The 25,900-nt window shown below is 65.9% G+C and carries 24 protein-coding genes and 1 tRNA gene; 17 read left to right on the forward strand and 8 right to left on the reverse strand.

From position 1 onward, the window contains the following. Positions 1-114 precede the first annotated feature (114 nt). Positions 115-243 (reverse strand): hypothetical protein, encoded by a 129-nt coding sequence (locus MTHMO_RS11145; RefSeq protein ID WP_255535371.1) that lies wholly within the window; start codon positions 241-243, stop codon positions 115-117. Here MTHMO_RS11145 and MTHMO_RS07510 point away from each other — a divergent pair. Continuing rightward, positions 228-467, forward strand: coding sequence for a cation transporting ATPase C-terminal domain-containing protein (locus MTHMO_RS07510; protein WP_237394923.1), 240 nt, complete (start codon positions 228-230; stop codon positions 465-467). The two genes, MTHMO_RS11145 and MTHMO_RS07510, sit on opposite strands and share 16 nt — an antisense overlap. Here the strand turns inward: MTHMO_RS07510 and MTHMO_RS07515 are convergent. The 4 genes from MTHMO_RS07515 to MTHMO_RS07530 all read right to left on the reverse strand — a co-directional run bounded on the left by MTHMO_RS07515 (position 464) and on the right by MTHMO_RS07530 (position 3,133). Further along, the gene (locus tag MTHMO_RS07515) at positions 464-1,117 is read right to left on the reverse strand and encodes a hypothetical protein (RefSeq protein WP_202214222.1); all 654 of its coding nucleotides are present in this window, start codon (positions 1,115-1,117) and stop codon (positions 464-466) included. The genes MTHMO_RS07510 and MTHMO_RS07515 overlap by 4 nt on opposite strands. After that, the gene (locus MTHMO_RS07520) at positions 1,114-1,785 is read right to left on the reverse strand and encodes a hypothetical protein (protein WP_202214223.1); all 672 of its coding nucleotides are present in this window, start codon (positions 1,783-1,785) and stop codon (positions 1,114-1,116) included. Before MTHMO_RS07520 ends, MTHMO_RS07515 begins: the two co-directional genes overlap by 4 nt. A 326-nt stretch (positions 1,786-2,111) precedes the next feature. Further along, a complete protein-coding gene (locus MTHMO_RS07525; protein ID WP_202214224.1) occupies positions 2,112-2,672 on the reverse strand; it encodes an IS607 family transposase in 561 nt (186 codons plus the stop codon). Continuing rightward, positions 2,669-3,133 (reverse strand): efflux RND transporter permease subunit, encoded by a 465-nt coding sequence (locus tag MTHMO_RS07530; protein ID WP_255535451.1) that lies wholly within the window; start codon positions 3,131-3,133, stop codon positions 2,669-2,671. Before MTHMO_RS07530 ends, MTHMO_RS07525 begins: the two co-directional genes overlap by 4 nt. A 117-nt stretch (positions 3,134-3,250) precedes the next feature. Here MTHMO_RS07530 and MTHMO_RS07535 point away from each other — a divergent pair, with 117 nt between their 5' ends. From MTHMO_RS07535 to glgB, 6 genes are all read left to right on the forward strand, one after another. Further along, a complete protein-coding gene (locus MTHMO_RS07535; protein WP_202214225.1) occupies positions 3,251-3,967 on the forward strand; it encodes a 4'-phosphopantetheinyl transferase superfamily protein in 717 nt (238 codons plus the stop codon). Positions 3,968-3,990: 23 nt separating this feature from the next. Further along, entirely contained in the window at positions 3,991-4,752 is a 762-nt protein-coding gene (locus MTHMO_RS07540; protein WP_202214226.1) for a metal-dependent transcriptional regulator, read from the forward strand. After that, complete coding sequence (locus tag MTHMO_RS07545; protein WP_202214227.1) at positions 4,742-6,097, forward strand: Nramp family divalent metal transporter; 1,356 nt, start codon at positions 4,742-4,744, stop codon at positions 6,095-6,097. The genes MTHMO_RS07540 and MTHMO_RS07545 overlap by 11 nt, the downstream gene beginning before the upstream one ends. A gap of 43 nt (positions 6,098-6,140) precedes the next feature. After that, on the forward strand, positions 6,141-8,129 hold the full coding sequence (locus MTHMO_RS07550; RefSeq protein ID WP_202214228.1) for an alpha-1,4-glucan--maltose-1-phosphate maltosyltransferase: 1,989 nt from the start codon (positions 6,141-6,143) through the stop codon (positions 8,127-8,129). Positions 8,130-8,201: 72 nt separating this feature from the next. Next, entirely contained in the window at positions 8,202-9,761 is a 1,560-nt protein-coding gene (locus MTHMO_RS07555; protein ID WP_202214229.1) for a hypothetical protein, read from the forward strand. Next, a complete protein-coding gene (gene glgB / locus MTHMO_RS07560) occupies positions 9,758-11,737 on the forward strand; it encodes a 1,4-alpha-glucan branching protein GlgB (RefSeq protein ID WP_202214230.1) in 1,980 nt (659 codons plus the stop codon). The genes MTHMO_RS07555 and glgB overlap by 4 nt, the downstream gene beginning before the upstream one ends. Here the strand turns inward: glgB and MTHMO_RS07565 are convergent. Continuing rightward, on the reverse strand, positions 11,734-12,297 hold the full coding sequence (locus MTHMO_RS07565; RefSeq protein ID WP_202214231.1) for a hypothetical protein: 564 nt from the start codon (positions 12,295-12,297) through the stop codon (positions 11,734-11,736). The genes glgB and MTHMO_RS07565 overlap by 4 nt on opposite strands. 173 nt (positions 12,298-12,470) lie before the next feature. Between MTHMO_RS07565 and MTHMO_RS07570 the strand changes: the two genes are divergently transcribed. The 7 genes from MTHMO_RS07570 (at position 12,471) to MTHMO_RS07600 (ending at position 22,942) form a co-directional block, all read left to right on the forward strand. Next, the gene (locus tag MTHMO_RS07570; RefSeq protein ID WP_237394834.1) at positions 12,471-15,029 is read left to right on the forward strand and encodes a TonB-dependent receptor; all 2,559 of its coding nucleotides are present in this window, start codon (positions 12,471-12,473) and stop codon (positions 15,027-15,029) included. 69 nt (positions 15,030-15,098) lie between these two features. Continuing rightward, entirely contained in the window at positions 15,099-16,550 is a 1,452-nt protein-coding gene (locus MTHMO_RS07575) for an ATP-binding protein (RefSeq protein WP_202214232.1), read from the forward strand. Further along, positions 16,540-17,931, forward strand: a complete 1,392-nt coding sequence (locus MTHMO_RS07580; RefSeq protein ID WP_202214233.1) for a sigma-54 dependent transcriptional regulator — start codon at positions 16,540-16,542, stop codon at positions 17,929-17,931. The genes MTHMO_RS07575 and MTHMO_RS07580 overlap by 11 nt, the downstream gene beginning before the upstream one ends. 176 nt (positions 17,932-18,107) lie before the next feature. Continuing rightward, a complete protein-coding gene (locus MTHMO_RS07585) occupies positions 18,108-19,970 on the forward strand; it encodes a methanol/ethanol family PQQ-dependent dehydrogenase (protein WP_202214234.1) in 1,863 nt (620 codons plus the stop codon). A 21-nt stretch (positions 19,971-19,991) separates the two neighbouring features. Further along, a complete protein-coding gene (locus MTHMO_RS07590) occupies positions 19,992-21,608 on the forward strand; it encodes a quinoprotein dehydrogenase-associated putative ABC transporter substrate-binding protein (RefSeq protein ID WP_202214235.1) in 1,617 nt (538 codons plus the stop codon). Between the two features lie 37 nt (positions 21,609-21,645). Then, positions 21,646-22,122: a c-type cytochrome gene (locus MTHMO_RS07595; protein WP_237394835.1), complete on the forward strand. Its 477-nt coding sequence runs from the start codon at positions 21,646-21,648 to the stop codon at positions 22,120-22,122. Positions 22,123-22,255: 133 nt separating this feature from the next. After that, positions 22,256-22,942, forward strand: coding sequence for a hypothetical protein (locus MTHMO_RS07600; RefSeq protein WP_202214236.1), 687 nt, complete (start codon positions 22,256-22,258; stop codon positions 22,940-22,942). Between the two features lie 209 nt (positions 22,943-23,151). On the opposite strand, the gene MTHMO_RS07605 is transcribed toward MTHMO_RS07600, so the two are convergent. Beyond that, a complete protein-coding gene (locus MTHMO_RS07605; RefSeq protein ID WP_202214237.1) occupies positions 23,152-24,249 on the reverse strand; it encodes a beta-propeller fold lactonase family protein in 1,098 nt (365 codons plus the stop codon). Between the two features lie 134 nt (positions 24,250-24,383). Here MTHMO_RS07605 and MTHMO_RS07610 point away from each other — a divergent pair. Beyond that, positions 24,384-24,465, forward strand: a tRNA-Leu gene (locus MTHMO_RS07610). 35 nt (positions 24,466-24,500) lie between these two features. After that, positions 24,501-24,944, forward strand: coding sequence for a cyanase (gene cynS / locus MTHMO_RS07615; protein WP_202214238.1), 444 nt, complete (start codon positions 24,501-24,503; stop codon positions 24,942-24,944). Positions 24,945-24,979: 35 nt separating this feature from the next. Here the strand turns inward: cynS and MTHMO_RS07620 are convergent, their stop codons facing one another. Continuing rightward, entirely contained in the window at positions 24,980-25,186 is a 207-nt protein-coding gene (locus MTHMO_RS07620) for a dodecin (protein WP_202214239.1), read from the reverse strand. Positions 25,187-25,317: 131 nt separating this feature from the next. On the opposite strand from MTHMO_RS07620, the gene sixA reads away from it, so the two are divergent. Continuing rightward, positions 25,318-25,803: a phosphohistidine phosphatase SixA gene (gene sixA / locus MTHMO_RS07625; protein WP_202214240.1), complete on the forward strand. Its 486-nt coding sequence runs from the start codon at positions 25,318-25,320 to the stop codon at positions 25,801-25,803. Positions 25,804-25,900 lie beyond the last annotated feature (97 nt).

A 25,900-nucleotide genomic window follows, 5' to 3' on the forward strand; every position in this document is an offset into this window, starting at 1 on the left:
AGGGGTGACCGATGACCACCTCGCCCCCGGCCAAGGGAAGATCGACCGGCCCCGCTGGGTCTCCTTCCGGATCGCCTCCGCAGGCCTCTCCCTTTTTGCATGGATCCGGACCGCTCACCAGGCCACCTTCGCCGAGGCGAGAACGGTGACCGCCGACGCCGTGGTGGCGATGGACGCCTTCTCCCTCTTCTCCTGCCGTTCGCTCACCCGGCCCCTCCCTGCGGGCCATCGCCGCCAACCCATGGGTTCTCGGGGGAGCGCTCGCGACGGCCCTCCTCCAACTCGCCTTCACCTACCATCCCGTCATGAACCGGATCTTCGGCACCGAGCCGATCCACCCGGCCTACTGGGTCTATCCGGTTCTCTGCGGCCTCGGATCGGCGCTCCTCGTCGAGGCCGAAAAACGGCTGCGGCCCTGTGCGCGGGCGGAGCGGCACGGGTCTCCTTCCGGAAGGAGCTCCGGCTAGCCGTTCCTAAAACCATAGACAACCGTTCCCCTACCAGGGAAGATCGTCCACGACGTCAGCCGAACAGTGTTGCCGACGGTTCGCGTGCCGGGGTTTCGCCGGCAAAGTCCGGGTAGCGCCCAATGCCCGCGATTTCGGGAGCAGAGGCGCGGGAGGCAGATGGTTGCCTCCCGACCGGGCATGCGCTGCATGCGCCGCTTTGAGCCCCTTCCGAACGTCCGCCCAGAACGACTCGTCCGATTCCTCGCGGGTAGGGCGAAGGTGAGATGGCCGCCATTGCGGGTCGGCACGACCGCCTCCCGCACGGACGGGCGCTCGGATAGGCCCCATCCTCTCCGGGCGACGGCGTAGGCCGCGCCCTGGTGAGAACCGATGCCATGACGGCGCGCGTGGTTGACCGCGCCGATCACGGAAGTGTAGGCCGGGTCGACTTCGATCCGTTTGACTCCGGCACGAAAGGAAGCCGCCTTGAGCATGGAGTTCGTCTTGGCGTAGGCGAAGGATGAGAGCGAGCGAGCCCGGACGCCATCGACCGCCTCCAGCTCGGCCCTCCGCTTGCGAAGATCCAATCGCTCGATCACGAGCGGCTTGCCCGATTCGGCGCAGGCCCGGGCGATCTCCCGGCACGCATCGCCGATCGCGGCTTTCACTTGCTCCTCGCTCTTCCCATAGAGAGATGCAATCCGATCCGGCGGCTTCCCACGAGATTCCCGAAGCGATCCGTTTCGGCCAAGGCAAGATAATCCGGGTTGCTGTCAACGCCGATCGCTCCGGCAAGGCGGCGTGTCACCAGGGCAACCGGTTGCGCCTCGACGCTTGCGAATACCCGCCACCCCTTCCGGTCCCGCACGAAGCGGTAGCTTACGGCAGCTCCCTCCCGCTTGCGGAAGAGCTTCCCCGTCTTGGTTGCTCCGATCACGACCCGGCCGGCGGAGAGGGCCTGGAGGATTTCCTCCTGGCCGTAGGCCAAGCGCACGCCCTCAAGCACCAGGTGTTTGCTCGTGCTTCCCCATCCGTTCGGCAGCCGCAACCGCAGCCGCAGGCTGCCGTCCGGAGCGACTGCGGCTTGGCAGGACTGGTTGCCCGAGGCCTCGTCCTTCGATCCGAGCACGAAGAACTGGCTGCTCCGCTCCGCCTGCCAATCCTTCTTCCATGCGGCATGGTCCGCATAGCCGTTCTCTTCCCGGGAAAACTGCTTGCGGAAGAGGCGTCGGGAACCGAAACAGAGCCGGACCCGGCCGGACTCCTGATCGGTCAGAAGCGCCTCGAGCTTCGCCCGCAGGACGGCAAGCCGCCGCTTTTTTTTGGTGCACGACATCCGATCCCGGATGCTTCTCCTCCAGCCGGCCGACCGCCTCTTCTGCTCTCTTGATCCGCCCTTTGGCTTCCTCGATCAACTCAGGCCGCCTTTCCCGGATCGAGGCGATCTTGCCTTCGAGCTCGACCCGAATGGCGTTGAACTGCCGGGCGGTGAGGCCGAACCGGCGCCGAAACGACCGCTTGAGTTCGTTTATGGAAACGCCCGCCCGCATCCTGGCCAAAAGAGTCCGCTGCGCCCGCCCGTAGAGCGCCGCATAGGCGTCAAGACACGAAGTCTGCTCATGCGTTAACCTCAACCGGGTCTGGTAGGTGAAAACAGGGAGCTTACTCATGGATCGCTTTGAGCGCCTTCTCGGCGCGGTCCTGAGCGGATCGCTTCCCGTAAAGCCGGGCACACATCGAAACGATGACCTCATGCAGGTCGCCCACGATGTCATCGGTCCTCTCGTCCGACTCCACCACCAGGACCGATCGGCTCTGCGCGGCCAATGCCGCTTCCACGTACTCCAAGCCGAAGCGCATCAGCCGGTCGCGATGCTCGACCAGGATGACGCCGATATTGGGATCACGGAGCAGCCCGATCAGGCCCTTCCGATGGCCGTTCATTCCGGAGCCGACCTCCTTGACGGCCTTGACGATCGGCAACCGTTTGCTCAGCGCAAATTCGGTCAGCCGAGCCAATTGCCGGTCCAGATCCGCTTTCTGATCGGAGCTCGATACCCGTGCGTAAAGGGCGACCCCATTGGGTTGCGAGGGCTCCGCATGCACGATCACCGTTCCGGTCGGCAACTGCTCGGCCGGGACGGGCAAACGCCCTTCCTTCCACATCCGCCAAGCTGTCTTGTAGCAAATGCCCTGCCGCTTGGCCCAGACACTCAACTTCACTCGTACATACTGCCATTAAACTGGCTATGTGTCCATATATTTTTTAGCTGCTGGCAACCCGTCGCAATCGGCGCGAGCGCCGGGGAAAGACCGGGCGGGATCTGATCCGCCGCGCGAAGCAGCCGCTCGCTGACCAGCTGGCGGCTGCGGTAGATGTCCGTTCCGTCGCGAAAGATGAGCGTGACCTGGGAGAGGCCGAACTTGCTGATCGACCGCACCTCCTCCAGGTGCGGCAGCGCGGAGAGCTCCCGCTCCATCGGCATCGTGACCAGCTTCTCGATCTCCTCGGGGGCGAGCGAGGGGACGACCGTGTTCACCTGGACCTGGACGGTCGAGATGTCGGGAACGGCGTCGATCGGCAGGCGGAGGGCGGCCCAGATCCCGAAGCCGATGAGGGCTCCGACCGCCAGCAGCACGCCCGATCGATGCCGTAGGGAAAAGGCGAAGATTCGTTCGAGCACCAAGCCGGCCCTGACTCTTAGGGGAGTGGAGGAAGCGTCCCAGACGGGAAAGGATCCTGCAAGCCAATCCCGCAAAAGCGCTTGCCTCGGGCCGGCAGGGGAAGGAATGGTGGGAGGATGGCGACGGCCGACCGCATCGTCCCTTCCGCGGTCCGGATCTTCGCCGCCCGGCTTTCCGGGTTTCCGCCGCCGGATGCGGGCAGCGGAGCGCTCCCGGGGCGCGTCCGGGCCGGGCGCAGCGAGGAGCTCTTGCGCCGCCTCCTCTCCCGCTTCACCGGCATCGCCCCCGAGCGGCTTCCCATCGGGAGAGGGTGCTGGGGAAAGCCGCTCCTCCCGGAATCGTTCGGCCTCTGGTTCAACCTCTCGCACTCCGCGGACCGCTGCCTCGTGGCCGTCGCCCGCTTCCCCGTCGGCATCGACCTGGAGGCCGACGTGCCTAGGAGAGATCCTGTCGGGCTCGCCCGGCGATTTCTCCCGGCCGAGGAGGCGGCCGTGGCCGCGGCCGCTCCCCCGGCGGAGCGCACCTTGAGCTTCCTGCGGGCTTGGACCAAGCGGGAGGCTTTTCTCAAGGGATGCGGAACGGGCCTCTTCCGCTCCCCCCGCTCTTTCCGCCTCGTCCGGCGCGACGGATCCCCCTGGGAAGAGGTCGACCCCCCGGAACCGGAGGGCGCCCGCTGGGCGGTCCGAAGCCTAGACTGCGGAGCCGGTTTTGTCGGCGCTCTGGCCGTCTCGCACCGGTCACCCGATGCGGTGGTTCCGACCATCGAGGAGATTTCCGCGGCCGATCTGGCTTTCGACCCGGTGCCGACGCTTTCCGTTGACGCGAAGGATTAGGAGAGGCTAAATTTTTTGTCGAAATGAAGCAGGGCCTGGAGGAAGCGGAAGGCAGAAAAGGCTCGCCCGTCCCCAGCCAAGCCCAGCAGGACTACCTCAAGCAGATCCTTCTTTTGGACGAGAACCCCCGGGGGGCAACCACCCAGCTTCTGGCGGACCGGATCGGAGTCCGCCCCGCTTCGGTCACGGGGATGCTCAAGAAGCTCGCCGAAGAGGGGCTGGTGGAGCGGGCGCCCTATCGCAGAGTCCGGCTGACCGAGGCGGGCCGGCGGATCGCGGTCGAGATCGTCCGGCACCACCGGCTCTTGGAAGTCTTTCTCTTCCGGATGCTCGGCTACCGGTGGGACGAGGTGCACGAGGAAGCCGAGGCGCTCGAGCATGTGATCAGCGAACGCTTCGAGCAGAGGGTGGCCGAGGTTCTTTCCCACCCCGAGCGGGATCCGCACGGAGACCCGATTCCCACCCCGGAGCTGGCCCTGGGGGAGGATCGACATCTGGTCCCGCTCGCCCGCCTCGGCCGGGCGAGCCGGGCGATTATCCGCCGGGTGACCCTGCAGGACCAGGATGCTCTCAACCTGGTGGAAAGGCTCGGCCTCCTTCCGGGAACGGAGGTCGAGGTGGCCGACAGCCACCCGGACGGAGTCTCCCTCCTTGTCGCCGGCAGCCGCTTTCTGGTTCCCAGGCTTCTCGCCTCCCATCTGCTGGCCGAGACCCTCTCCGGCTCGGCTTCCTCCGATCCGCCGCCCGGAAGAAAGGCGGGACGGCCCGGGATCCATGAGCGCTGACCCCTCCAGCCATCCGGCGGGGACGCGAACGAAGCTCGAGCCGGCGGTCGCCGCCTCCGCGGACGGGTGGGACGCCCGGGTGCGGGAGCGGGCGGCAACCGTCCTCGGCGGCGAGGCGACGGGAAAAGCCGACCGATTCCTTCCGTTTCTCGGGCCCGCATTCATCGCGGCCATCGCCTATGTCGACCCGGGCAACTACGCGACCGACATCGAGAGCGGAACCCGCTACGGCTACCAGCTCCTCTGGGTGGTGCTCTGGGCGAACCTAATCGCCCTTTTCGCGCAAGGCCTCTCCGCCAAGCTCGGCATCGCGACCGGAAAAAATCTTCCCGAATGCATCCGGGAGGCTCTCCCCCACCCGCTCTTGCGCATCGCCTACTGGCTCCAAGCCGAGCTGATGGCGGTCGCGACCGATCTGGCCGAGTTCCTAGGGGCCGCCCTCGGATTGCAGATCCTCTTCGGGATCCCGCTCGGAATCGGAGCCGTCCTCACCGGCGCCCTTTCTTTCCTGATGCTCGGGCTGCGGCCCAAGGGCTTCCGCTCTCTCGAGCTCCTTCTCACCGCCTTCGTGGGCTTCATCGCCGCCTGCTACGCCTTCGAGCTCTTCTGGATCCATCCCTCGCCCTCGGCGTGCCTCCGCGGCCTCCTCGTTCCCTCTCTTCCCGGGACCGAAGGCGCCTACCTGGCCGCCGGCATCCTGGGAGCGACCGTGATGCCGCACGCAATCTATCTCCATTCGGCTCTCACCCAGGGGAGGATTCCGGCCCGGCGGGTCGAGGAGAAGCGGAAGCTGATCCGCCTCTCCTTTCTCGACGTCTCCCTGGCCATGGCGATCGCCGGGCTCATCAACCTGGCGATGCTCGCCGTGTCGGCGGCAGCCTTCGCGGGCTCCGCGCCCGCCGGAGGCAACACGATCCTCCAGGCGTACCGGGCGCTCTCGCCCATGCTGGGCACGCTGGCCGCCGGCGCGTTCGCGCTTTCGCTGCTCGCCTCCGGCCTCTCGTCCTCGGCGGTGGGGACGCTCGCCGGGCAGGTCATCATGCAAGGGTTCGTCGGCTTTCGCATTCCCATCTGGGTCCGGCGGCTGGTGACGATGGCGCCGGCGGTCCTGCTGATCGCCTTGGGCATCGACGCGACCAAGATCCTCATCGCTTCCCAGGTGATCCTCAGCTTCGGCATCGGCTTCGCGCTCGTCCCCCTCCTGCTCTTCACCCAGAGCCGCCGCCGGATGGGGCCCCTGCGCAACTCTCCCGGGACGACGATCGCCGGATGGCTCGTCTGCGCCGCCGTCATCGGGCTCAACGCTTTTCTGCTTGCCCGGTTCTTTGGCTTCCTCTCCCAATAGGACAGGAGCCGTCCGGAAGGCGCCCGGACCCTTCCCTGCGATCATGGAAGCTTCCCACCTTCGCCTCTGGCCGTCCGACGGGAGGCGGCGTGTGGTCATCAGCCGCATCCTGCCGGAGATCGACGACCCCCGGTTTCCCGTGAAGCGAGGGCTCGGCGACACGCTCGCGATCCAAGCACACGTCTTTGCCGACGGTCACGACCGGATCGAGGTCCGCCTCCGCTATCGGCACCAGGATGATTCCGACTGGCGAGAGGTGGCGATGCGGGAGCTCGGGAACGACGAGTGGCAGGCCGAAATCCGGCTCGAGAAGCTCGGCTTTTACGAATGCCGGGTGCATGCCTGGATCGACCACTTTCTCACCTGGCTCGAAGGCTTCCACAAGAAGGCCGACGGGGGCGAACAGATCGAGGTCGAGCTCCAGATCGGCGCCGACCTGCTCGACGCGGCGGCAGGGCGGGCTCCCGAGCCGGAGCGCAAAGAGCTTGCGGAATGGGCCGCGCTCCTCCGGAACCGCTCCCTGCCGATCGGCGAGCGCGCGCTCGTGGCGCGGAATCCCGCGCTGGCGGAGCTGGCGCGAAGGTTTCCCGACCGGAGCCTGGAAAGCGTCTCGCCCTTTGCGCGGAAGGTCCTCGTCGACCCTCCCCGCGCGCTCTTCAGCTCCTGGTACGAGCTTTTCCCCCGGTCGTGGGCTCCCGAGCCGGGCCGCCACGGGACCTTCGCGGACTGCCTGCGGCTCCTCCCGGAAATCGCCGCGCTCGGCTTCGACGTCCTCTATCTCCCGCCCATCCATCCGATCGGCTCGCATTTCCGGAAAGGAAAAAACAACAGCGTCGTCTGCGGCCCCGATGACGTGGGCAGCCCGTGGGCGATCGGCTCGGAGGAGGGCGGCCACAAGGCGATCCATCCGGCGCTCGGCGGCTGGGAAGACTTCCACCGCCTGCAGGCCCGTGCCCGGGACTTCGGCTTGGAGATCGCGCTCGACATCGCCCTCCAGTGCAGCCCCGACCACCCCTATGTCCGCGAGCATCCCGAATGGTTTCGCTGGCGGCCGGACGGGACCGTCCAGTACGCCGAAAACCCGCCCAAAAAGTACCAGGACATCATCCCCTTCGACTTCGAGTGCGCCGAATGGCGATCGCTCTGGGAGGAGCTTCGGAGCATCTTCGTCTTTTGGATCGAGCGCGGCGTCCGGATCTTCCGCGTCGACAACCCCCACACCAAGCCGATGGCGTTCTGGGAGTGGCTGATCGCCGAACTCAAGGCGGACTACCCCGAGGTGATCCTCCTCGCAGAGGCGTTCACCCGCCCCAAGATTCTCTACCATCTGGCCAAGTGCGGCTTCTCCCAAGGCTACACCTACTTCACCTGGCGGTCGACGCCCGCGGAGCTGCGGGAATACCTGACCGAGCTGACGAGTCCGCCCGTCCGGGAGTTCTTCCGGCCCAACTTCTGGCCCAACACCCCGGACATCCTTCCGGTCTACCTGCAGCAGGGAGACCGCTCGACCTTCCTGCAGCGGCTCATCCTGGCCGCGACCCTCTCCGCCAACTACGGCATCTACGGACCGGCCTTCGAGCTCTGCGTCCGGGAGGCCCTGGTTCCCGGGCAGGAGGAATATCTCGACTCGGAAAAGTACCAGCTCCGCCGCTGGGACTGGAACGCGCCCGGAAACATCAAGGCCGAGATCGCCCGCGTCAACCACATCCGCAAAACCCACCGCGCCCTCCAGGAAACCAACAACCTCCGCTTCTGCGACACCGACAACCCCTGCCTGCTCGCCTATGCCAAGGCGAGCGCCGACCGCGGGGACCTGATCCTGGTTGTCGTCAACATGGATGCCCGCCCGCAATCGGGCTGGGTCCGTTTCCCGGCGGGCGACTTCGGCATCGATCCCCGGAAGCCCTTTCAGGTCAACGACCTGCTCGCCGACACGAGCTATACCTGGCACGACGGGAGCAACTACGTCCGCCTGGATCCGGCGGTCAGCCCCGCGCACCTCTTCTGGGTGACCCAGTATGCGCCGGATTAGCCGTAGCCGGCCGCCGGGGGAAGGCGCGCGGGCCGTCTTGCCGAGCGACTCCGGCTTTGGCAAGCATAGGGAATGTCTTCGGACCCCGATCCGCTGGCCGAGAAGTTCTGGTTCTCCCCCGCCGGAGGGCGTCTAGCGGCAAACCTCTTCCCATCCTTCCTTCTCGGCCGGCGCTGGTTCGCGGGAAAGGCCCGGGGCCTCGAGGAGGTCTGGGTGGCCGACGCGTTTCGCCTCGGCCGCCGGGAGGAGGGGCTGCGGCTGCTCCTCCTCCAGGCCCGCTTCGCCGCGGGCGAGACGGCCCTCTTCTCGCTGCCGGTCCGGATGGCCGGGGATCATCCGCCGGCCGGCTTGGCGGAGGGGGACCGGATCGGTCCGCTCTCCCCCGCCTCGCCGCAGTGCCTTTGGGAGGCGACCGGGGACCCGCTTTTCGGCCAGGCCCTGCTCGATCTGCTGGCCGAGGAGAAGGAGGTGTTGGGGCCGCAAGGCCTCCTGCGGGGAAGAAGGGGACCCCTGCTGGCCGAGCTCGGCGCCTCGGGCGACCTTCCGAAAGATTGCCGGCTGCTCGGCCGGGAACAGAGCAACAGCTCCCTCCTCTTCGGAAGCCGCCTTTTTCTAAAGCTCTACCGGAAGCTCGAGGGAGGCCCGAACCCCGACGCCGAGGTCCACGAGCGCCTCTCGGGCGTCCTCGGTTTTCCGCACGTGCCCCGCTACGGAGGCAGGCTCGACTACGAGCCGCAAAGCGGCGCTCCGATCCTGCTCGGGCTGCTCACCGAGGCGGTCCCCCACCGGTCGGACGCCTGGACTCTCGCCCTGGCCGAGGCGACCGGGTCGCTGGACTCCTCGGGCGCCCCTCCTCCTCTTCCGGACTCTTCCCGGCCGAGCTGGGAGCTGCTGGGCAGGCGCACCGCCGAGTTCCATCTGGCGATGGCGGGGTCGACGGATGATCCGGCCTTCGCCCCCGAGCCCCTGGCCGCGGAGGAGATTCCCCTCGTTTTCGCGGAAGCCCTCGAGCTGCTTCGCCGCTCCTTCGGGATGCCGCACGGCCCCCCGGCCGTGCCGTCGAGCCCCGAAGAGGAGCGGCTGGCGTACCTCTTTCCGCGGATCGAATCCCGCTTCCGCTCGATCCTCGACCTGCCGGCCGATCTGGTGAAGATCCGGATCCACGGCGACTACCATCTCGGCCAAGTCCTGGCCACCGAAGACGATTTCGTGCTGATCGACTTCGAAGGAGAGCCGGAGCGGTCGCTGGCCGAAAGGCGGCGCAAGGCCTTGGCGCTCCGCGACGTCGCGGGGATGGTCCGCTCCTTCCACTACGCCGCGCTCGCCCCCGTCTTCCTGCCCGGGGACGCGGGAGAGGAGCGAGGCCGGCGGCTGGCCGCCGCCGACGGTTGGCGGCGGCGGGCGACCCGGCGGTTCCTCGAAGGCTACTTCGCGGCTGCCGGCCCGGCACCCTTCCTGCCGGCAACACCGGCCGGATGCCGGACCCTCCTCGAGTTCTTCGTGCTCGAGAAGGCGGTCTACGAGGTGGGCTACGAGCGGAACAACCGGCCGGCCTGGGAGGAAATTCCGCTGCGGGGCGTCGAAGAACTCCTGGAAAGCGGCCGGAGTTCCGAGGAGAATGGGAGTCTATGAGGGAGAGAGAAACCGATCCGAAGGCCGCCGCAACCGAACCGGGGCGCATCGCAACGGCTCCGGCCCCCGGCCGGAAGCTTCCCGAGGTTTGGGGGGAGACCGACACCTACCTCTTCCGGCAAGGCAGCCATACCCGGCTCTATGAAAAGCTCGGCGGCCGCCTGCTCACCTGGAACGGGGAAAAGGGCGGCTATTTCGCCGTCTGGGCTCCCAACGCGGAGGCGGTCTCCGTGGTCGGCGACTTCAACGGCTGGGATCCGGACGCCTCTCCGCTCACGCTGCGCGGGGATCAAACCGGCGTCTGGGAGGGGTTCGTCCCCGGGCTCGGAAGCGGAACCCTCTACAAATACTGCATCCGCTCCAAACACCACGGCTCGCCGCTGCTGAAGAGCGACCCCTACGCCTTTCTCTGGGAGGTTCCGCCCCGGAGCGCCACGATTCTCTGGGACATCTCCTACGAATGGAACGATCGCCGCTGGATGGAAGAGCGCGCGGCCCGCAACGCGATCAATGCCCCCTGGTCGATCTACGAGGTGCACTTAGGCTCGTGGCGACGGGTTCCCGAGGAGGGCCACCGGCCGCTCTCCTACCGGGAGATCGCCCCGCAGCTGGCCGCCCACGTCAAGGCGATGGGCTTCACCCACGTCGAGCTCCTGCCGATCATGGAGCATCCTTTCTCGGGCTCCTGGGGTTACCAGACGATCGGCTACTTCGCGCCGACCAGCCGCTACGGCACGCCGCAGGATTTCATGTATTTGATCGACTATCTCCACCGGGAGGGGATCGGAGTGATCCTCGACTGGGTCCCCTCCCACTTTGCCACCGACGGCCACGGGCTGGGGCTCTTCGACGGCACCCATCTCTACGAGCACGCCGATCCTCGCCAGGGGTATCATCCCGATTGGGGCAGTTACATCTTCAACTACGGCCGCAACGAAGTCCGCGCCTTTCTGCTCAGCAGCGCCCGCTTCTGGCTCGAGAAGTACCACGCGGACGGCCTCCGGGTCGACGCGGTCGCCTCGATGCTCTATCTCGACTACTCCCGCCGGCCCGGGGAATGGATCCCCAACCAGTACGGGGGCAAGGAAAACCTCGAGGCGATCCGCTTTCTGCGCACCTTGAGCGAGCAGCTCTACCAGGACTTTTCCGGCATCCAGCTCATCGCCGAGGAGTCGACCTCCTACCCGATGGTGAGCCGCCCGACCTACATGGGAGGCTTGGGCTTCGGGTTCAAGTGGAACATGGGGTGGATGCATGACACCCTCTACTACTTCTCCCGCGACCCGATCTACCGGAAGTATCACCAGCACTGCCTCACCTTCAGCGCCTGGTACGCCTGGCAGGAAAACTTCATCCTCCCCCTCTCCCACGACGAGGTCGTCCATGGGAAGGGTTCGCTGATCGCCAAGATGCCGGGGGACGACTGGCAGAAGTTCGCCAACCTGCGGGCGCTCTTCGGCTACATGTTCTTTTTCGTCGGCCACAAGCTGCTCTTCATGGGCGGAGAGTTCGGGCAGCGCAACGAGTGGTGCCATGAGGCCAGCCTCGACTGGCACCTGGCCTCCGAAGGAAGGCACAACCAGCTGCTCCAGTGGGTCCGCTCCCTCAACCACCTCTACGCGGGGGAGCGCGCGCTCCACGAGGACAACTTCACCGGCCAGGGCTTCTCCTGGATCGACTTCAGCGATGCGGAGAAGAGCGTCCTTAGCTTCCTCCGCAAGTCGAAGGACGGGCGGGAGCTGATCCTTTGCGTCTTCAACCTCACTCCGGTCCCCCGCATCGGATACCGGGTGGGCGCTCCCTTCGCCGGCTACTGGCGGGAGATCGCCAACAGCGACGCCGTCGAGTTCGGAGGCAGCGGAATGGGGAACCTGGGCGGCCTCGAGGCCGACCAGCTTCCCTGGCAGGGGCAGCCCTGCTCGCTCAACCTCACTCTCCCCCCCCTGTCGGCGCTCGCCTTCAAGAAGGTCCTCTAGCGTGCTCTCTCTTTGCCCCGCTCCCCGGGTTTCCGGCCTTCCGGGGAAAGGTGGACGCTTAGCGCGCCGGCCGCCCGCGCCCCGAGCGCGCCGAGAAACGTCCCGCCGGCCCAGGCCGCGACCGCAGCACCCGGTCCCGCTTCGGCACCGAGCATCCCTCCGACCACCGTGCCCAGCCCCAGCGAGCCGACCCGCAGGCCCGCTTGGACCAGGTGGATCGCGGAATCCCGGAACCGCTCTTCGGCCAAGGCCCGTACCGCCTTCTGCCACTCTTCCGATTGGAGAAGCTCCGAGGCCCATCCGAAGCGCCCGGAATGGCGAAAGAACTCCCGGCGCCACCGCCGCAGCCTCTCGGAAGAGGAACCGGCGGTCTTTTCTTCCCTCCCTCCCGGCTTTTCGCCGCCCCGCCGGGCGCGGCGGAAGGCCTCCGCCTTGGCCTGCTCGATGGTGCGGCCGCCCGCCCGCGAGGGTTTTTCCCCCCGGCCGGCGCTACCGGAGATCCATCGGGCCGCCTCCGCGACTACCTGCCGAGCCCGCCCGGCTAGATCCGCAAAGCTCATCCTGACCGTGCTTTTCCCGCTCGATTGTCTGTCCATGGTTCGCGGTGGGGCGATCGACCCGGCCCGCGCAACCCCTTTCCGCCCTCCGAGCCGCCGGCTTCCGGGCGAAAATCGAGCCCCTTCCCCCTTCCTTGGGCGAAGTTTCACCCGGTTCCGAGTCGGCTGCCCCGGCGATGGGAGTACTCCTGCGGTCCGGTTCCCGCCGCGCCCCGCTTCCCGGACCTGGAAGCGACGGTTTGCCCAAGACCGTCTCCTCTTTCGGCCTATTTCCTGCTCGCCTCACCCTCGCCATGCTACGGACAAAGTCGCCACGCTTCCCGCTCGGTGCTCTTGTCGCCCTCTTCTTCGCTCTCCTCTCCCTAGGACACGCCGATCCGCCGGCCGACCCGCCCGCCGACTCCTCCGGCCCATCCGGCGAAGCGCCGTCGCTCGCAGGAGACACCGCCGGCGACCGCAAGCTCCGCAGCGCCCTCCAGCAGCCGAAGCATCCGGAGACCGGCCGATCCGACCTGGAAAAAGCGATATCGCAGCTGCCGGAAGTAGAGGTGGTCGCCGTCACCCCGCTGCCGGGAATGGGCCAGCCTCTGCAAAACCTGCCCGGCGATTACCAGATCCAGCAGGGGAAGACCTGGCTGCAACAGGAGGAGTTCAGCCTGCCCGAGTTCCTGGAACGGAACATGGCGAGCGTGAACGAGGTCAACATAAACGGGAATCCGTTCCTTCCGAACATCAACTACCGGGGCTTCGCCGCCTCCCCCGTCCCCGGCACCCCCGTCGGGATCTCCGTCTTCCTGGACGGTGTCCGGATGAACGAGCCCTTCACCAACAACGTGCTCTGGGATTACATCCCGCAGCTTGCCGTGCAAAGCATGGAGGTGGTGCCGGGCTCCAACCCGATCTACGGCCAGAATACCCTAGGCGGGGCCCTTGTCCTGCAGACCAAGAGCGGCCGCACCAACCCGGGCTCGATGATTCAGGACTATGCGGGGGACTGGGGCACCAACGACCTCGAGTTCCAGCACGGCGGCTACAAGGGACACTGGGATTGGTTCTTGAGCGGCAACTGGATGAGCATGGAGGGCTGGCGCCAGCAGAGCTCGAGCTACGTCAAGCAGCTCTTCGCCAAGGTCGGATACCATATGGAGGAGACCGACGTGCACCTGGAATACCTGGGCGCCGACAACCTGCTGAACATCCTGGGGCCCACGCCGGCGGACATGCTCGGGGGAGCCTTCGGAAACTCGATGATCTACACCGGGCCGAATCCCCAATACGACAATCTCCAGATGATCAACCTGCTCGCCTCGCAAAAGCTCACCGACGAGCTCACCCTGGGAGGCAACGCCTACTTCCGCGAGTCCAACTACTCCTTCAACAACGGCAATATCGCCAACGACGTCTACCAGTTCCTGGGCTTCAACTATCCTCTGAACGGGCAGGCGTTGAATGCCGAAGGGATGCCCATTCCGGCGGGAGAGTGGGATTTCGGAACGATCGACCAGACCGGCGCGGGAGCCCGGCTCCAGCTCCAGTGGGAGAAGAGCTTTGCCGGCATGGAAAACTACGCGGTGGCGGGGGCCAGCTTCGATTGGGCGCAGTCTTTTTTCGACTCGGGCTTCTACCCGGCCGCGATGGGCCCCAACTACAACAACATCACGATTCCGGGGTATCCCTTCGAGAACCAGTTCGCCGTGCCGACCTTCACCGACTACGTCGGCCTCTACCTGACCGACACCTTTTCGCCCACGCCCTGGTTCCACCTGACGGGCGCCTTGAGGGATAACTACGCGCAGATGGTGATCGGCGGCACGGGGGTGGAAACCAGCGGGGAGATGGTCTCCCTGGCGGCGGCCGAACGCTTCCAGCAGGTCACCCCGGCCGCGGGCTTTACGTTCCAGCCGCTGGCCGCCTTCGGAGTCGCCGATCCGAACCTCAAGGATCTCACCTTCTTCTTCAACTACAGCGAGAGCTTCCGGCCGCCCATGCCGGGCGAGATCACGGGGGCGAACCCCGCCATCCCGGTGATCCTGCCGGTCGCCCAGCTGGGCGATCCGGTCCTCTCCCCGGTGCTGGCGCAGACCTTCGAGAGCGGCTTCCGCGGCTCGCTTGCTCCGGGGAACGTCGACTGGGCGTTGTCCTTTTATCGGACCGGCATCTCCAACAACATCATGTTCGAGCAGACCGGCCATTCGGCCGCCGGCTTTTTCCAGAACATCGGCGAAGAGCAAAATCAGGGGGTTGAAATCACCATCCAGGGGAGCTACAAGAAGCTCACCTGGTTCGCGAACTGGTCCTTCCTCGAGGCGACCTTCCAAAGCCCGCTGGTCCTCCAGAATGCCGTAAGCTCCGCTGTGCCTGTCCAACCCGGGAACCGGCAGCCGAACCTGCCCGAGCAGATGGTCAAGGCGGGGATCACCTACCAGATCCTGCCGCAATGGCAGGTCTCGATGGACTTCCAGTACTATTCGAGCCGGGTCCTCTACGGAGACTGGTCGAACATCTACCCGATGCTCACCGGCTTCGCCGTGCTCAACGTGCAAACCTATTATACGCTCAATAAGCACTGCCAGATTTTCGCCTATGCGACCAACGTCTACGACGAGCACTATGCGAGTGCGGGCCTCATCAGCCAAAACGTCTTCACGGGAGCCCCCAACGGCGGAACCATCATTCCCTTCCTCACGCCGGGATCTCCCTTCGGCGTCTGGGGCGGCGTCCGCCTCCAGTTTTGATCGCTCCGCCGATCTCCTCCGGCGCCGGCCCGAGGAAGGAAGCGCCGCTCTGCGGCAAAACCGGCCGCTATGAAGATCGCGACACGGATCCGCCTCGTCTCGGCCGCCTTCTTCCTCCTGGTGGGCGCGCTCTCGGTCGAGGCGGCCTGGATTGCCCTGCGCGGCCAGAAGCGGGTCGAGCAGGTGGGCGAGGAGTTAGCCCAGCTTTCGCGGCTAAGCGATCTGGAGCTCTTCGCGCAGCGTGAGGTCGCCGAGGTGGCCGATGCTCTCGGGGGCAAGGATCCCAAGGCCCGCGCCCAGTTCCTCTCTTTCGCCGGAGAGATGCGCGGGCTCCTCGGCCGCTGCCGCCCCCTCGCCCGCGGGGCGGAGGAAAGGGAAGCTCTCGACGCCGTCGAGCGAAACGCGCTCCTGCTCGAAAGGCGGGGCCGGGAGCTTCTCGACCGGCCCCCTCCTCCCGGCGGCGAAGGTTCGTTCGCCGGTGTCGACGCGCTGGAAGCCTTTCTCGACGGTCCGTTGCGCCAATCGGTCCAAACTCTGGAGCGGCTTTTCCACCAAGGGGCGATCGAGCGGGCGCGGGAGAAGGCCCGCCTGCTCAAGGAGACCGCCGCGCTGCTGGTTCCCCTCTGCTTCCTTGCCGGTCTCGGCCTGGCGGGGCTCGTCTCGCTCTGGCTCGCACAAGGAATCGGGCGCCCCTTGCGCAGTCTGGTCGAATCCGCCCAGCGGATCGGCCGCGGCGAGCTCGAGGCCATTCCGGAGATTTCCGCCTCGGGGGATCTCCGCGAGCTCGCCTCCGCCTTCCGCCAGATGGCCGGCGAGCTTAAGACCTCGCAGGAGAAGATCGTCCAAACCGAGCGGATGGCCTCCATCGGGGCGACGGCCGCCGCCGTCGCGCACGGAATCCGCAACCCGCTGGCGAGTATCCGGGCGCTGGCGCAAGTCGCTCTTCTGAAGCCCGCCCCCTCCGCCGCGACCGCGGATACCCTCGCGGAGATCATCCGCGAAACCGACCGGCTCGATCGGAGAATCCGCCAGCTGTTGAACTTCGCCAAGCCGCTCTCGCCCAGGCCGATGATCGGCAGCCTCAATGCGCTCGCCCAAACCGTCGTGCCGTCTCTGGCCAAAGGAAAGGATGTCGCCATCGACCTCTCCCTCGACCCCGGGCTCCCGCCCGTCCGTTTCGATCCGGCCCAAATGGAGCAGGTCCTGCTCGAAGTTTTGGAGAATTCCCTGGCGGCTGTCGGAGACGGCGGCCGGATCCGGCTGAGCTCGGGGGTCCGGCCGGACGGCCGTGTCTTCCTGGAAATCGAAGACGACGGGGAAGGGATTGCCGAGGAGAACCTGCCTCGGGTGACCGAGCCCTTTTTCACGACACGGCCCGAAGGTTCCGGCTTGGGTCTGGCCATCGCGGAACGCTACGTTAGAGGAAACGGAGGCGAGATGCGGGCCGAAAGCCGGCTCGGCCGGGGAACGCGGATCACCCTGCTCTTCCCCGCCGCCTCGGAAGGGGGCAATGGGGCTTAACATCCTCCTGGTCGAAGACGAACGGAACCTCGCGCGGTCGATCGGCGAGCTTCTCACGGCCCAAGGCCATGAGGTGGCCCTGGCCTTCGACGGCAACGAAGGGCTCCGGCAAGCCGAACTCTCCGCTCCCGACCTGCTCCTCCTCGATGCCCGCCTGCCGGGCCTTCCGGGACCCGAGCTCCTCCGCCGAGCGCGGGCGATGCACCCCGCCCTGCCGGCGGTGGTCTTCACCGCCTACGCCTCCGTCGAGGACGCGGTCGCCGTGATGAAGCTCGGCGCTTTCGAATATCTGCAAAAGCCCCTCGACCTCGATCGGCTGCGCATGCTGGTCGACCGGGTCGAGGAGACCGTCCGCCTCAGGCAAGAGCTCGCCTATTACCGGAGCCTCGACGAGCCGGTCCTGCTCGGGGAGTCGACGGCGATCCGGTCGCTGCGCGAAAAGATCGACCAGCTGGGCCGGCTCGACGGCGGCCGGGGGCTTCCTACCGTTTTGCTCTCCGGCGAGACCGGAACCGGAAAGGATGTCGTCGCCCGGCTCCTCCATCACCGGAGCTCGCGCCGGAACGAGGCCTTCCTGTCGATCAACTGCGTGGCGCTGCCCGAGAGCTTGGTCGAAGCCGAGCTCTTCGGCTACGAGCGGGGAGCGTTCACCGGCGCTTCGTTCGCCAAGCTCGGCCTGATGGAGGCGGCGGACAAGGGCACCCTCTTCCTCGACGAAATCGGGGACCTTCCCCTCGCCCTGCAAGGGAAGCTCCTGACGGCGATCGAACGCAAGACGGTGCGGCGCCTGGGAAGCGTTCGCGATCGCAAGGTCGATCCCTGGATCCTCGCCGCCACCAACCGATCCCTGGAAAGCTTGGTCCGGGAAGGAGCCTTCCGCGCCGACCTCTACTACCGACTCCGCGTCGTCCATCTCGAGCTGCCTCCCTTGCGGGAGAGGACCGAAGACATCCCTCTTCTGGCAAATCACTTCCTCCGCGTCCACGGCAGCCGCTACGGAAAGGGGAACCGCACGCTCGCCCCGGATGCCGTGGCGGCCCTGCAAAAATATCCCTGGCCCGGCAACGTCCGCGAGCTTTCGCACGCGGTCGAGCAGGCGGTTCTCTGGTCCAAGGGAGAAATCCTGGGCGCCGCCGACTTCGCTTGGCCGGGGCCGCCCGCCCCCGCCCGCCGCGAGCCTCCGAGGAGCTGCGAGGAGGCGATCGGTTGGCTCCTGCGGGAGGGGCTCCCCTTTTCCGAAATCGAAAAACGGCTGCTCCAGCAGGCGCTGGAAGCCACGCGGCAGAACGTCTCCCAAGCCGCCCGCCAATTAGGCATGACCCGGGACATCCTCCGCTACCGGATGGAAAAGCACGGCATCGCCGTAGGAGAGCGTTCCTGACGGAGGCGTGTCCGGAGAGCGCCACGACGCATTCCCTCCTCCTCTATCTATTTTGCTCCTCGGCGCCATTTTTGCGCTTGACCGTCAACCGCAAAGAAGTTATCGCGTCCCTTGCAGCTTGAGGAGAAGTGCCCTCCCGGCACCTCTCCCGCAACCCAAACGGAGGAGGTTACCAAATGAGGTTCCTGAAACGTAAGAAAAGTCTCTCTGCCGGGATGCTCCTGGCACTGGCGGTCGGGTCCGCGGCGTCGATCCCGTCAGCCTATTCCAACGACGATGTGTTGAAGCTCACGGAGAATCCCAAGAATTGGGCGGCTCCGGGCAAGGATTACGCCAACACGCGCCACTCGCCCCTCAAACAGATCAACACGCAGAACGTCAAGGGCCTGCACATGGCCTGGTCGTTCTCGACCGGCGTGCTGCGCGGCCATGAAGGACAGCCGCTCGTGATCGGCGACCGCATGTACGTGGTGACTCCTTATCCCAACATCGTGTGGGCTCTCGACATCTCCAAGGGGAATTCCTACGAGGTCCTTTGGAAGTACGCGCCGCGGCAGGATGACAAGGCGGTCTCGACGGCCTGCTGCGACACGGTCAACCGCGGGGCTTCCTACGCCGACGGGAAGATCGTCTTCAACACCCTCGACGGATACGTCGTCTGCTTGGACGCCAACACGGGGAAAGAGCTTTGGAAGACCAAGTTTGCGGACGTGAACAAGGGCGAGACGAGCACTCCCGCGCCCATCATCGTCAAGGACAAGGTCGTCACCGGCTACGGGGGGGACGAGTTCGGCGCGCGGGGCCGCTTCGCCGCCTTCGATCTCAACTCGGGCAAGATGGTCTGGCAGGCCTACAGCAACGGTCCCGACTCGGACGTGCTGCTCGGGCCCGACTTCAACAGCAAGCATCCGGAGTACGGGCAGGCGGGCCAGGACCTCGGCGTCAAGACCTACCCCGACGAGGAGTGGAAGCGGGGCGGGGGCTGCGCCTGGGGCTGGTACAGCTATGACCCGAAGCTCGATCTGATCTACTACAACACCGGCAATCCCGGTCTCTGGAGCCCGAGCTACCGGACCGAGGCCAAGACCCATGAAGAGGCCAACGAGCCCTGGAAGTGGGACAACAAGTGGTCGATGACCATCTTCGCCCGCAAGCCCGACACGGGCGAGGCCGTTTGGGGCTACCAGATGACGCCGTTCGACCAGTGGGACTATGACGGCATCAACGAGGACGTCCTGGTCGACATCACCGTCGACGGCTCCAAGAAGCCCTGCCTGGTCCACTTCGACCGCAACGGCTTCTGCTACGTCTTGAATCGAACCGACGGCACGATCATCCGCGCCAACAAGTTCGTGACGGTCAACTGGGCCGAGAAGATCGACATGAAGACGGGACGCCCGGTCAAGGTCAAGGAGCACTCCCCGTTCGAGGTCGGCAAGGCCGTGCAGGCCTACCCCTCCGCGATGGGAGGAAAAGACCAGCAGCCGGTCGCGGTCGATCCGAAGGAACCCAACGTCTTCTATGCGCCTACCAACAACTGGGGCATGACGCTGGAGCCGATGGAGCGCGCGCACACCAACCAGGGTAGCGTCTACGTCTTCGCCAACGTCCTGATGAAGCCCGAAAAGCCCGGCGTCATGGGCCGCTTCAAGGCGTTCGACGTGATCACCGGCAAGGCTCGCTGGGATATCCCGGAGCGGTTCCCGACCTGGAGCGGAGCCTTGGTCACCGACGGCGGGCTGGCCTTCTACGGCACCCTCGACGGCTGGTTCAAGGCGGTTGACCGGAAGACCGGCAAGGTCCTCTGGCAGCAGAAGCTCGGCTCCGGCATCATCGGCAACCCGATCTCCTACGAGGTGGGCGGCAAGCAGTACATTTCGGTCCTCTCCGGCATCGGCGGATGGATCGGACTCCCCGTCACTGCGGGCCTCGACCCGGCGGATCCCTACGGCGCCCTCGGCGTCTCGGGGATGGCGGCAGAGAACGGGTTCTACAACATCCCGATGGGCGGAACGCTCTATACCTTCTGCGTCCAGTAGGCTGGTAGATCGCTCCGATCCATGCATCTCACGGAAAAGGGCGGGCCGAACCGAAGGGCTTGGTCCGCCCTTTTCCTCATTCTCTTCCTGGTCCTCCCGCCGGCCCTCTCCGGCCAGTCGGCCGAGCCGCCGCTGCGCGTTTGCGGGGACCCGGGAAACATGCCGCTCTCCAACAGCCGCGGAGAGGGCTTTCAGAACAAGATCGCCGAGCTGCTCGCCGGCACCTTGGGCAAGCCGCTCGAATACTTCTGGTACACCTATTACGAACGCGGGCTCGTCCGGGCGACCCTCAACGCGAGCCGCTGCGATGTCCTTTTCGACATGCCGCCCGACTTCGAGCCGGCTCTGCCGACCAAGCCCTATTACAAGTCGACCTTCGTTCTGGTCACCCGGAAGGACCGCAACCTCCATATCCATTCTCTCGACGACCCGGTCCTTAAGAACCTCCGAATCGGCGTCTTCCAAGCCTCGGCCGCGCGCGACGCCCTTCGCAACCACGGCATCCAGCACAACACGGTCGTCCATTACATCTTTTATGATTCGCGGGTGCACCCTGAGCAGCATCCCGCCGAGCAGGTCGAGCAGGTGATCCAGGGCACTCTCGACGCCTGTGCGATCTGGGGGCCCATGGCCGGATACTACGTTGCCAAGGCCAAGGCCCCCCTCGACATCACTCCGTTGAACACCATGGAGGACACCGTCCCGCTCGAATACGCGATGGCGCTGGCCGTTCCCAAGGGCGCCAAGGATCTGCGCGACGCCCTCAACCAAGCGATGGAGGCGCGCAAGGCCGATATCCGGCGGATCCTGACTGAATACGGCGTTCCGCTCGTCCACTGCCCGGAATGCATCGTGGACGGCGACCTTCCCGCGCATTCCGGCGGGTACAAGCCGCTGCCCCCGCCCCCCGCTCCCCAAGCCGCATCCACCGAGCACGATTCTCTGCAGGACTGCGTTACTGCGGACGACCTCCCGGCGGCCGAACGGTTGCTTGCAAAGAATCCGAAGGCCGTCGACGGGAAGGATCCGCTCGGCTTTACTCCCCTCTTGAACGCGATCCGCATGGAGGAATGGCCGATGGTCCGGCTCCTCCTGCAAAAGGGAGCCGACCCCAACCTGCCGGATCCCGAGGGGTGGACCCCGCTGCTCTTTGCGGTCTCCAAAGGGAATCCCGAGACGGTCCGCCTCTTGCTGGAGCGCGGGGCGCGCGCCACGGTAACGGCCAAGGACGGATGGACTCCCCTCGCTCTTGCGGCGAGCGGTTCGGACCCCGAGCTCGTCCGCATCCTTCTCGACCATGGGGCTCCGATAAACGGGAAGAGCGGCCCGGGAGGCTATACTCCGCTGATGTTCGCAGCCGCTTCCGGCTCCGAAGCGGTGACCCGCTTGCTCCTTGCGCGCGGAGCCGATCCGAACGCCGCCAACCCTGCGGGAGTCACCGCGCTCATGCTGGCGGTCTCCCGCAACCGGCCGCCGATCGTCGAACTTCTCCTGCACGCGGGTGCCCGCCCGGACCAGCGGAACCGTGAAGGGAAGACTGCGCTTGCCCTCGCGCAGGAAAGGGGCTATCAAACGCTCGCCTCCCTCTTGGAAAGAGCGAGCGGCCCGACGAAGACGACCATGCCTCCCGCCCGGTAGCCTCGGGGAGAATCGGAGGCGACAACCACCGGAGATCATGAAGAGAGGAAAACGCACTACGTATTGGACACGCTATCTGCTACCCGGGTTGGCCGGACTTTGGCTCACCGCAGCGGGAGCGCAACAGCCATCAGCGGCCACGCAGCCCGCCGCGGGCGCGGGCGGCGCTATGAAAAACCCCTATACCGACAAGCCGGAGGCCATCGCAGAGGGAAGAAAGCTCTGGTTCAGCCGCAGCTGCAACGGATGCCACGGAGGAATGGGGGGAGGAGGGATGTGTCCGCCGGTCATCAACGACACGTGGGTCTACGGCAGCGACGACAAGACCCTTTTCGAGCTCATCAAGTACGGCAGCGTCGAGCTCCAGAAGAAGGGCTACACGCGCATCGGACGGGAGAACGTCGTAGGGCCGATGCCTCCCTTCGGCAGCGTCCTGAGCGACGACGACATTTGGAAGGTGCTCGCCTACGTGCGCTCGATCTATCGCGGGGATCCCAAGCTGCGGAACTGGTAGCGGCGCCCGGGCCGAGGCGGCCGGCAGGAAACAGCGCGGTCGGTTCGTTTGCGAAACAGACTCTCCGGATCTTTCCATGGCCGCCTCGTCCGCTTCCCCCGCGCAGCCCCGCCGAAATCGCTCCGGTATCTTTTTGCGCCCCGCCGGCGCCGTCCTGCTCTGCGTCCTGATCTTCTCCGTACCGATCGACCCTTCCCTCGCCCAATTCGTTCAGCTCGTTTCCGCCCGGAAATACTACACGCTCTACCTTTCTTCGGGACCGAACGGGGGGCAGGAGCCGCTGCTGCGCGAGATCTTCCTTTCCCGGTTCCGCAACTTCGGCCCGACCTTCCTCAACTCCGTCTGGCACGACGAGCTGCCCGGGCAGCCTTATCTCGAATACCGGGATTCGATCGACGGGAAGCCGATCCCGGCACGGAAGATCGGCAACGCCTATTGGGATCAGGTGGCTTTCCCGGGCGGCCGGGAAATCGAGCTGCGCACCGACGCCCTCCAAAGAGTGCTGCCGCGCGATCCCGCCCGAAAGATCGACTTCTTCGAGGATTCGATCCAATGGAGCGGCTGGCGCCCGCCCATCGAGGATTACTGGATCGTCGTCGATCTGGGAAAGATGTACGCTTCCTTCCGCCGAGCCCCCGCCTTCGGCCTGGGGGGCTCGGCCCCGCCGGCTTTTCCGGAGTTTCTCGCCAATCAAGTGGTCCGGGTGCTTCCCGCCGGTTACCGGGTTCAAGGAAGCACGATCTGGTGGCACTTCCGCCGGATTTACGCCCCGCAAGGGTTCACGACGCTCCACGTCGAGTGGAAGGCTTGGTATCGTTAGCGGCCATTTCTCACAAATTTCGTAGCCGAGGCGCCGCAAATGGGCTTGGGTCCGAGGCGGGCGCAGGTTTTCCACCGGAGCTGTATGAAGAGATACTGCGAAGATGAAAAACCAAGCGGGAGCGAAGCAGACGAGCCCGTTTTGCAAGCCGTAGGAGAAAGCTTGTGAGAAATGGCCGTTAGCCTTCCGCCTCTCCCCCTCTCCTCCTTTCAGGGCAGATCGAGACTCCCGTAAGCGCGGGGATAGGTGAAGACGCCCCAAGGCAACGGGATCCCTCCGAGGACCTTGCGAAGCCGGTAGCTCTCCGCGTCGAAAACCAGCAGCTCGTTGGAGCGGCCGCAGGCGGCCAGGATCTTCCCTCCGTCGGGAGTATAGGTAAAATGCCAACAGCGGTCTCCGACCGGCATCTCCCGGACGAGCTTCCGGGTCTTGGCATCGAAAACCTGGAGCTTCTTGGCGCGCGAGGCGGCCACGAGGAAGTGCGCCCCCTGCGGATCAAAGGAAATCCCGTAGGGCCCGGCCCCGGTCGCCACCGAAGCGAGGAAGTGCAGGTCCCTGTCCAGCACGACCACGTTGCCCGAACTCTCGAGCGAGACCAGGTACTGGTTGCCGTCGGGAGAACGCTTGACCCCCCGCGGCCGATGTCCGTACGGCCGGAGATCGACCCGCTCGACTTCCTTGCCGCTCTCCAGGTCGTAGACCCGCAGGGAATCCTCCGACTCGTTGGCGCACAGCATCCTCTTCCCGTCGGCCGACAGCTCGATCCCCTCGGTATCCACGCTCGCGGGGAAGGTCCGCACGATCTCCCAGCTCTCGACGTCGATCTCGACGATCCGGGCCGCGGTTTTCGCCCCGGCCTCTTCCTGCCTCTCCTGTTCGGCCTCGCTCCGCTGCCGCTTGGACGGCGCGCCCTCCGATGCCGGCTCATGGGCGACGAAAAACCGGCGGCCGTCGAGGCTGAACTTGAGGAACTCGGGCTTGGGCCCAATCGGGATCCGACGAACGACGTGCCGCTTCTTAAGATCGATCACCGTCACGTCCTGGGTCCCCTTGTTCGCCGTCACGACAAAGCGGCCGTCCCGGGTGACACCGATTCCGCGGGGACCCGCCTTCGGCAGCGGGAAGCGCCGGGTCACCGTCATCTTCTCCAAGTCGATCGCCACGACCCCGAACGGCTCCGAGCTCACGTAAGCGACGGCGGCAGCTCCGCGATTGCCGGCGAGCAGCCAGAAAGCGGCCATCAGCACGCCGGCGGCCTGCCCGAACCTCCGCAGCCGACCCGGGGAGACAAGACCCATTTTCTTCATAAGTCCTTTTACCTATGGGTACCGGCGGTCACAAGAGACCGCCGCGCCCCGCCCGCGGATTCCCCGGCATCCACGGCTTTTTGGTTGCGCGGAACTTCCGGGCGAACGTAAAGTGTCTGTTACGTCGGACGCAAGCGCTCGTGGCGGAACCGGCAGACGCGCAAGCTTGAGGTGCTTGTGGGGAAACCCGTGGAGGTTCGAGTCCTCTCGAGCGCAGCCTCTTCCGCAAGTCCGTCCGAGAGCGGCCAACCATGACTCGATCGGATCTCACCCAACGGATTCTCGCCGCAAAGACCCGGAAAGGCCTCCGATGGGAAGCGATCGCGCGCACGCTCGGCAAGAGCAAGGAGTGGGTCGCCGCAGCCTGCCTCGGCCAGATGGCGTTGACGCGCGAGCAGGCTCGATCCCTCTCCACCCTTCTGGATCTCCCCGACGAAGCGGAAGCGCTTTTGCAGGTCGCCCCGTACAAGGGATCGCTGCCGTCCGCCGTTCCCACCGATCCGCTGCTCTACCGCTTCTACGAAATCCTCTCGGTCTACGGGGCGGCGCTCAAGGAGCTGATCCACGAGGAGTTCGGCGACGGCATCATGAGCGCGGTCGACTTCCGCATGCACGTGGCCCGCGAGCCCGATCCCCAAGGGGATAGAGTTCGCATCGAGATGAGCGGTAAGTTCCTACCGTACAAGGCGTACTGACCGGTGTTCGGCGGCCGCCGCCGCGCCTCCCCGGCCTATTCGTCGAGACGAAAGCCGATCCGGACCGCGACCTGAAAGCGCGGTTCGCCGTTATGGATCGCTCCCCGGATTTCCTTGACCTCGAACCACTGCAGGTTGTGCACCGTCTTCGCCGCGCGGTGGATGGCGTTCCGCACCGCTTCATGGACGTTCACGTCCGAGGTTCCGACGACTTCGATGATCTTGTAGATAGGATCGGACATTGTTCTTGCTCCCTTCGGCCGCTTGCCTTCTCCGCCCAGCGTGCCGCTCGATCTTCCTCGAAGGCAAGCAAGAATCGACAAAAGATGCTTCGCCGCTTTCCTCGCCGCATCCGCCGGATTATCTTCGGCCCGTGACGCTCTACTTTCTCCGCCACGCGACGGCCGCCCGCGAAGCCCCGACGGATGCCGAGCGCCCGCTGACCAAGGAAGGCCGTCACGAAGCCCGCATTGCGGGGAAAGCGCTCCATCGGCTCGGGGTGCGGCCGAATTTCCTCTGGTCCAGCCCGTTGCTGCGCGCGCGCCAGACGGCGGAGATCGCCGCGGAAGCCTTCACCCATCCCCCCGCCGTGGAAATCAAGGCGGAGCTCGCAAACGACACGCCCACTTCCATGCTTCTGGCGCTGCTCAAGCCGTTGCCGCCCGATTGCGAAATCATTCTGGTCGGGCACATGCCGAGCCTCTCGGAGCATCTGGCCGCCCTCCTCGGCGCGACCTCGCCTGAGAACTTTCCCTTGGATAAGGGAGGTGTGGCCGCCCTGCGGCTCGACGCGATCCAGCTCGGAAAGGCCGCCCTCCGCTTCCGGCTCCGGAACGAGCAGCTCGAGAAGATCGCCTGACCCGGGCTTTTTGCCCGGATGGCGGAAATACGCGGGATCCGAATGGATCTACGATCCTCGCACCTTTCTTTTCATAACGATAACGATCTCTCCGGCA

Source organism: Methylacidimicrobium sp. AP8, assembly GCF_903064525.1.
GTDB lineage: Bacteria > Verrucomicrobiota > Verrucomicrobiia > Methylacidiphilales > Methylacidiphilaceae > Methylacidimicrobium.

Bases quoted from the DNA above. Each gene is read 5' to 3' on its own strand.
- MTHMO_RS07535 (WP_202214225.1), top strand. From the start codon at position 3,251: ATGGCGACGGCCGACCGCATCGTCCCTTCCGCGGTCCGGATCTTCGCC.
- glgB (WP_202214230.1), top strand. From the start codon at position 9,758: ATGAGGGAGAGAGAAACCGATCCGAAGGCCGCCGCAACCGAACCGGGG.
- MTHMO_RS07555 (WP_202214229.1), top strand. From the start codon at position 8,202: ATGTCTTCGGACCCCGATCCGCTGGCCGAGAAGTTCTGGTTCTCCCCC.
- MTHMO_RS07620 (WP_202214239.1), bottom strand. From the start codon at position 25,186: ATGTCCGATCCTATCTACAAGATCATCGAAGTCGTCGGAACCTCGGAC.
- MTHMO_RS07520 (WP_202214223.1), bottom strand. From the start codon at position 1,785: ATGTCGTGCACCAAAAAAAAGCGGCGGCTTGCCGTCCTGCGGGCGAAG.
- MTHMO_RS07565 (WP_202214231.1), bottom strand. From the start codon at position 12,297: ATGAGCTTTGCGGATCTAGCCGGGCGGGCTCGGCAGGTAGTCGCGGAG.
- MTHMO_RS07585 (WP_202214234.1), top strand. From the start codon at position 18,108: ATGAGGTTCCTGAAACGTAAGAAAAGTCTCTCTGCCGGGATGCTCCTG.
- MTHMO_RS07595 (WP_237394835.1), top strand. From the start codon at position 21,646: ATGAAGAGAGGAAAACGCACTACGTATTGGACACGCTATCTGCTACCC.
- MTHMO_RS07575 (WP_202214232.1), top strand. From the start codon at position 15,099: ATGAAGATCGCGACACGGATCCGCCTCGTCTCGGCCGCCTTCTTCCTC.
- MTHMO_RS07550 (WP_202214228.1), top strand. From the start codon at position 6,141: ATGGAAGCTTCCCACCTTCGCCTCTGGCCGTCCGACGGGAGGCGGCGT.
- MTHMO_RS07545 (WP_202214227.1), top strand. From the start codon at position 4,742: ATGAGCGCTGACCCCTCCAGCCATCCGGCGGGGACGCGAACGAAGCTC.
- MTHMO_RS07540 (WP_202214226.1), top strand. From the start codon at position 3,991: ATGAAGCAGGGCCTGGAGGAAGCGGAAGGCAGAAAAGGCTCGCCCGTC.
- MTHMO_RS11145 (WP_255535371.1), bottom strand. From the start codon at position 243: ATGGGTTGGCGGCGATGGCCCGCAGGGAGGGGCCGGGTGAGCGAACGG.
- MTHMO_RS07590 (WP_202214235.1), top strand. From the start codon at position 19,992: ATGCATCTCACGGAAAAGGGCGGGCCGAACCGAAGGGCTTGGTCCGCC.
- MTHMO_RS07580 (WP_202214233.1), top strand. From the start codon at position 16,540: ATGGGGCTTAACATCCTCCTGGTCGAAGACGAACGGAACCTCGCGCGG.
- cynS (WP_202214238.1), top strand. From the start codon at position 24,501: ATGACTCGATCGGATCTCACCCAACGGATTCTCGCCGCAAAGACCCGG.
- MTHMO_RS07605 (WP_202214237.1), bottom strand. From the start codon at position 24,249: ATGAAGAAAATGGGTCTTGTCTCCCCGGGTCGGCTGCGGAGGTTCGGG.
- MTHMO_RS07570 (WP_237394834.1), top strand. From the start codon at position 12,471: ATGGGAGTACTCCTGCGGTCCGGTTCCCGCCGCGCCCCGCTTCCCGGA.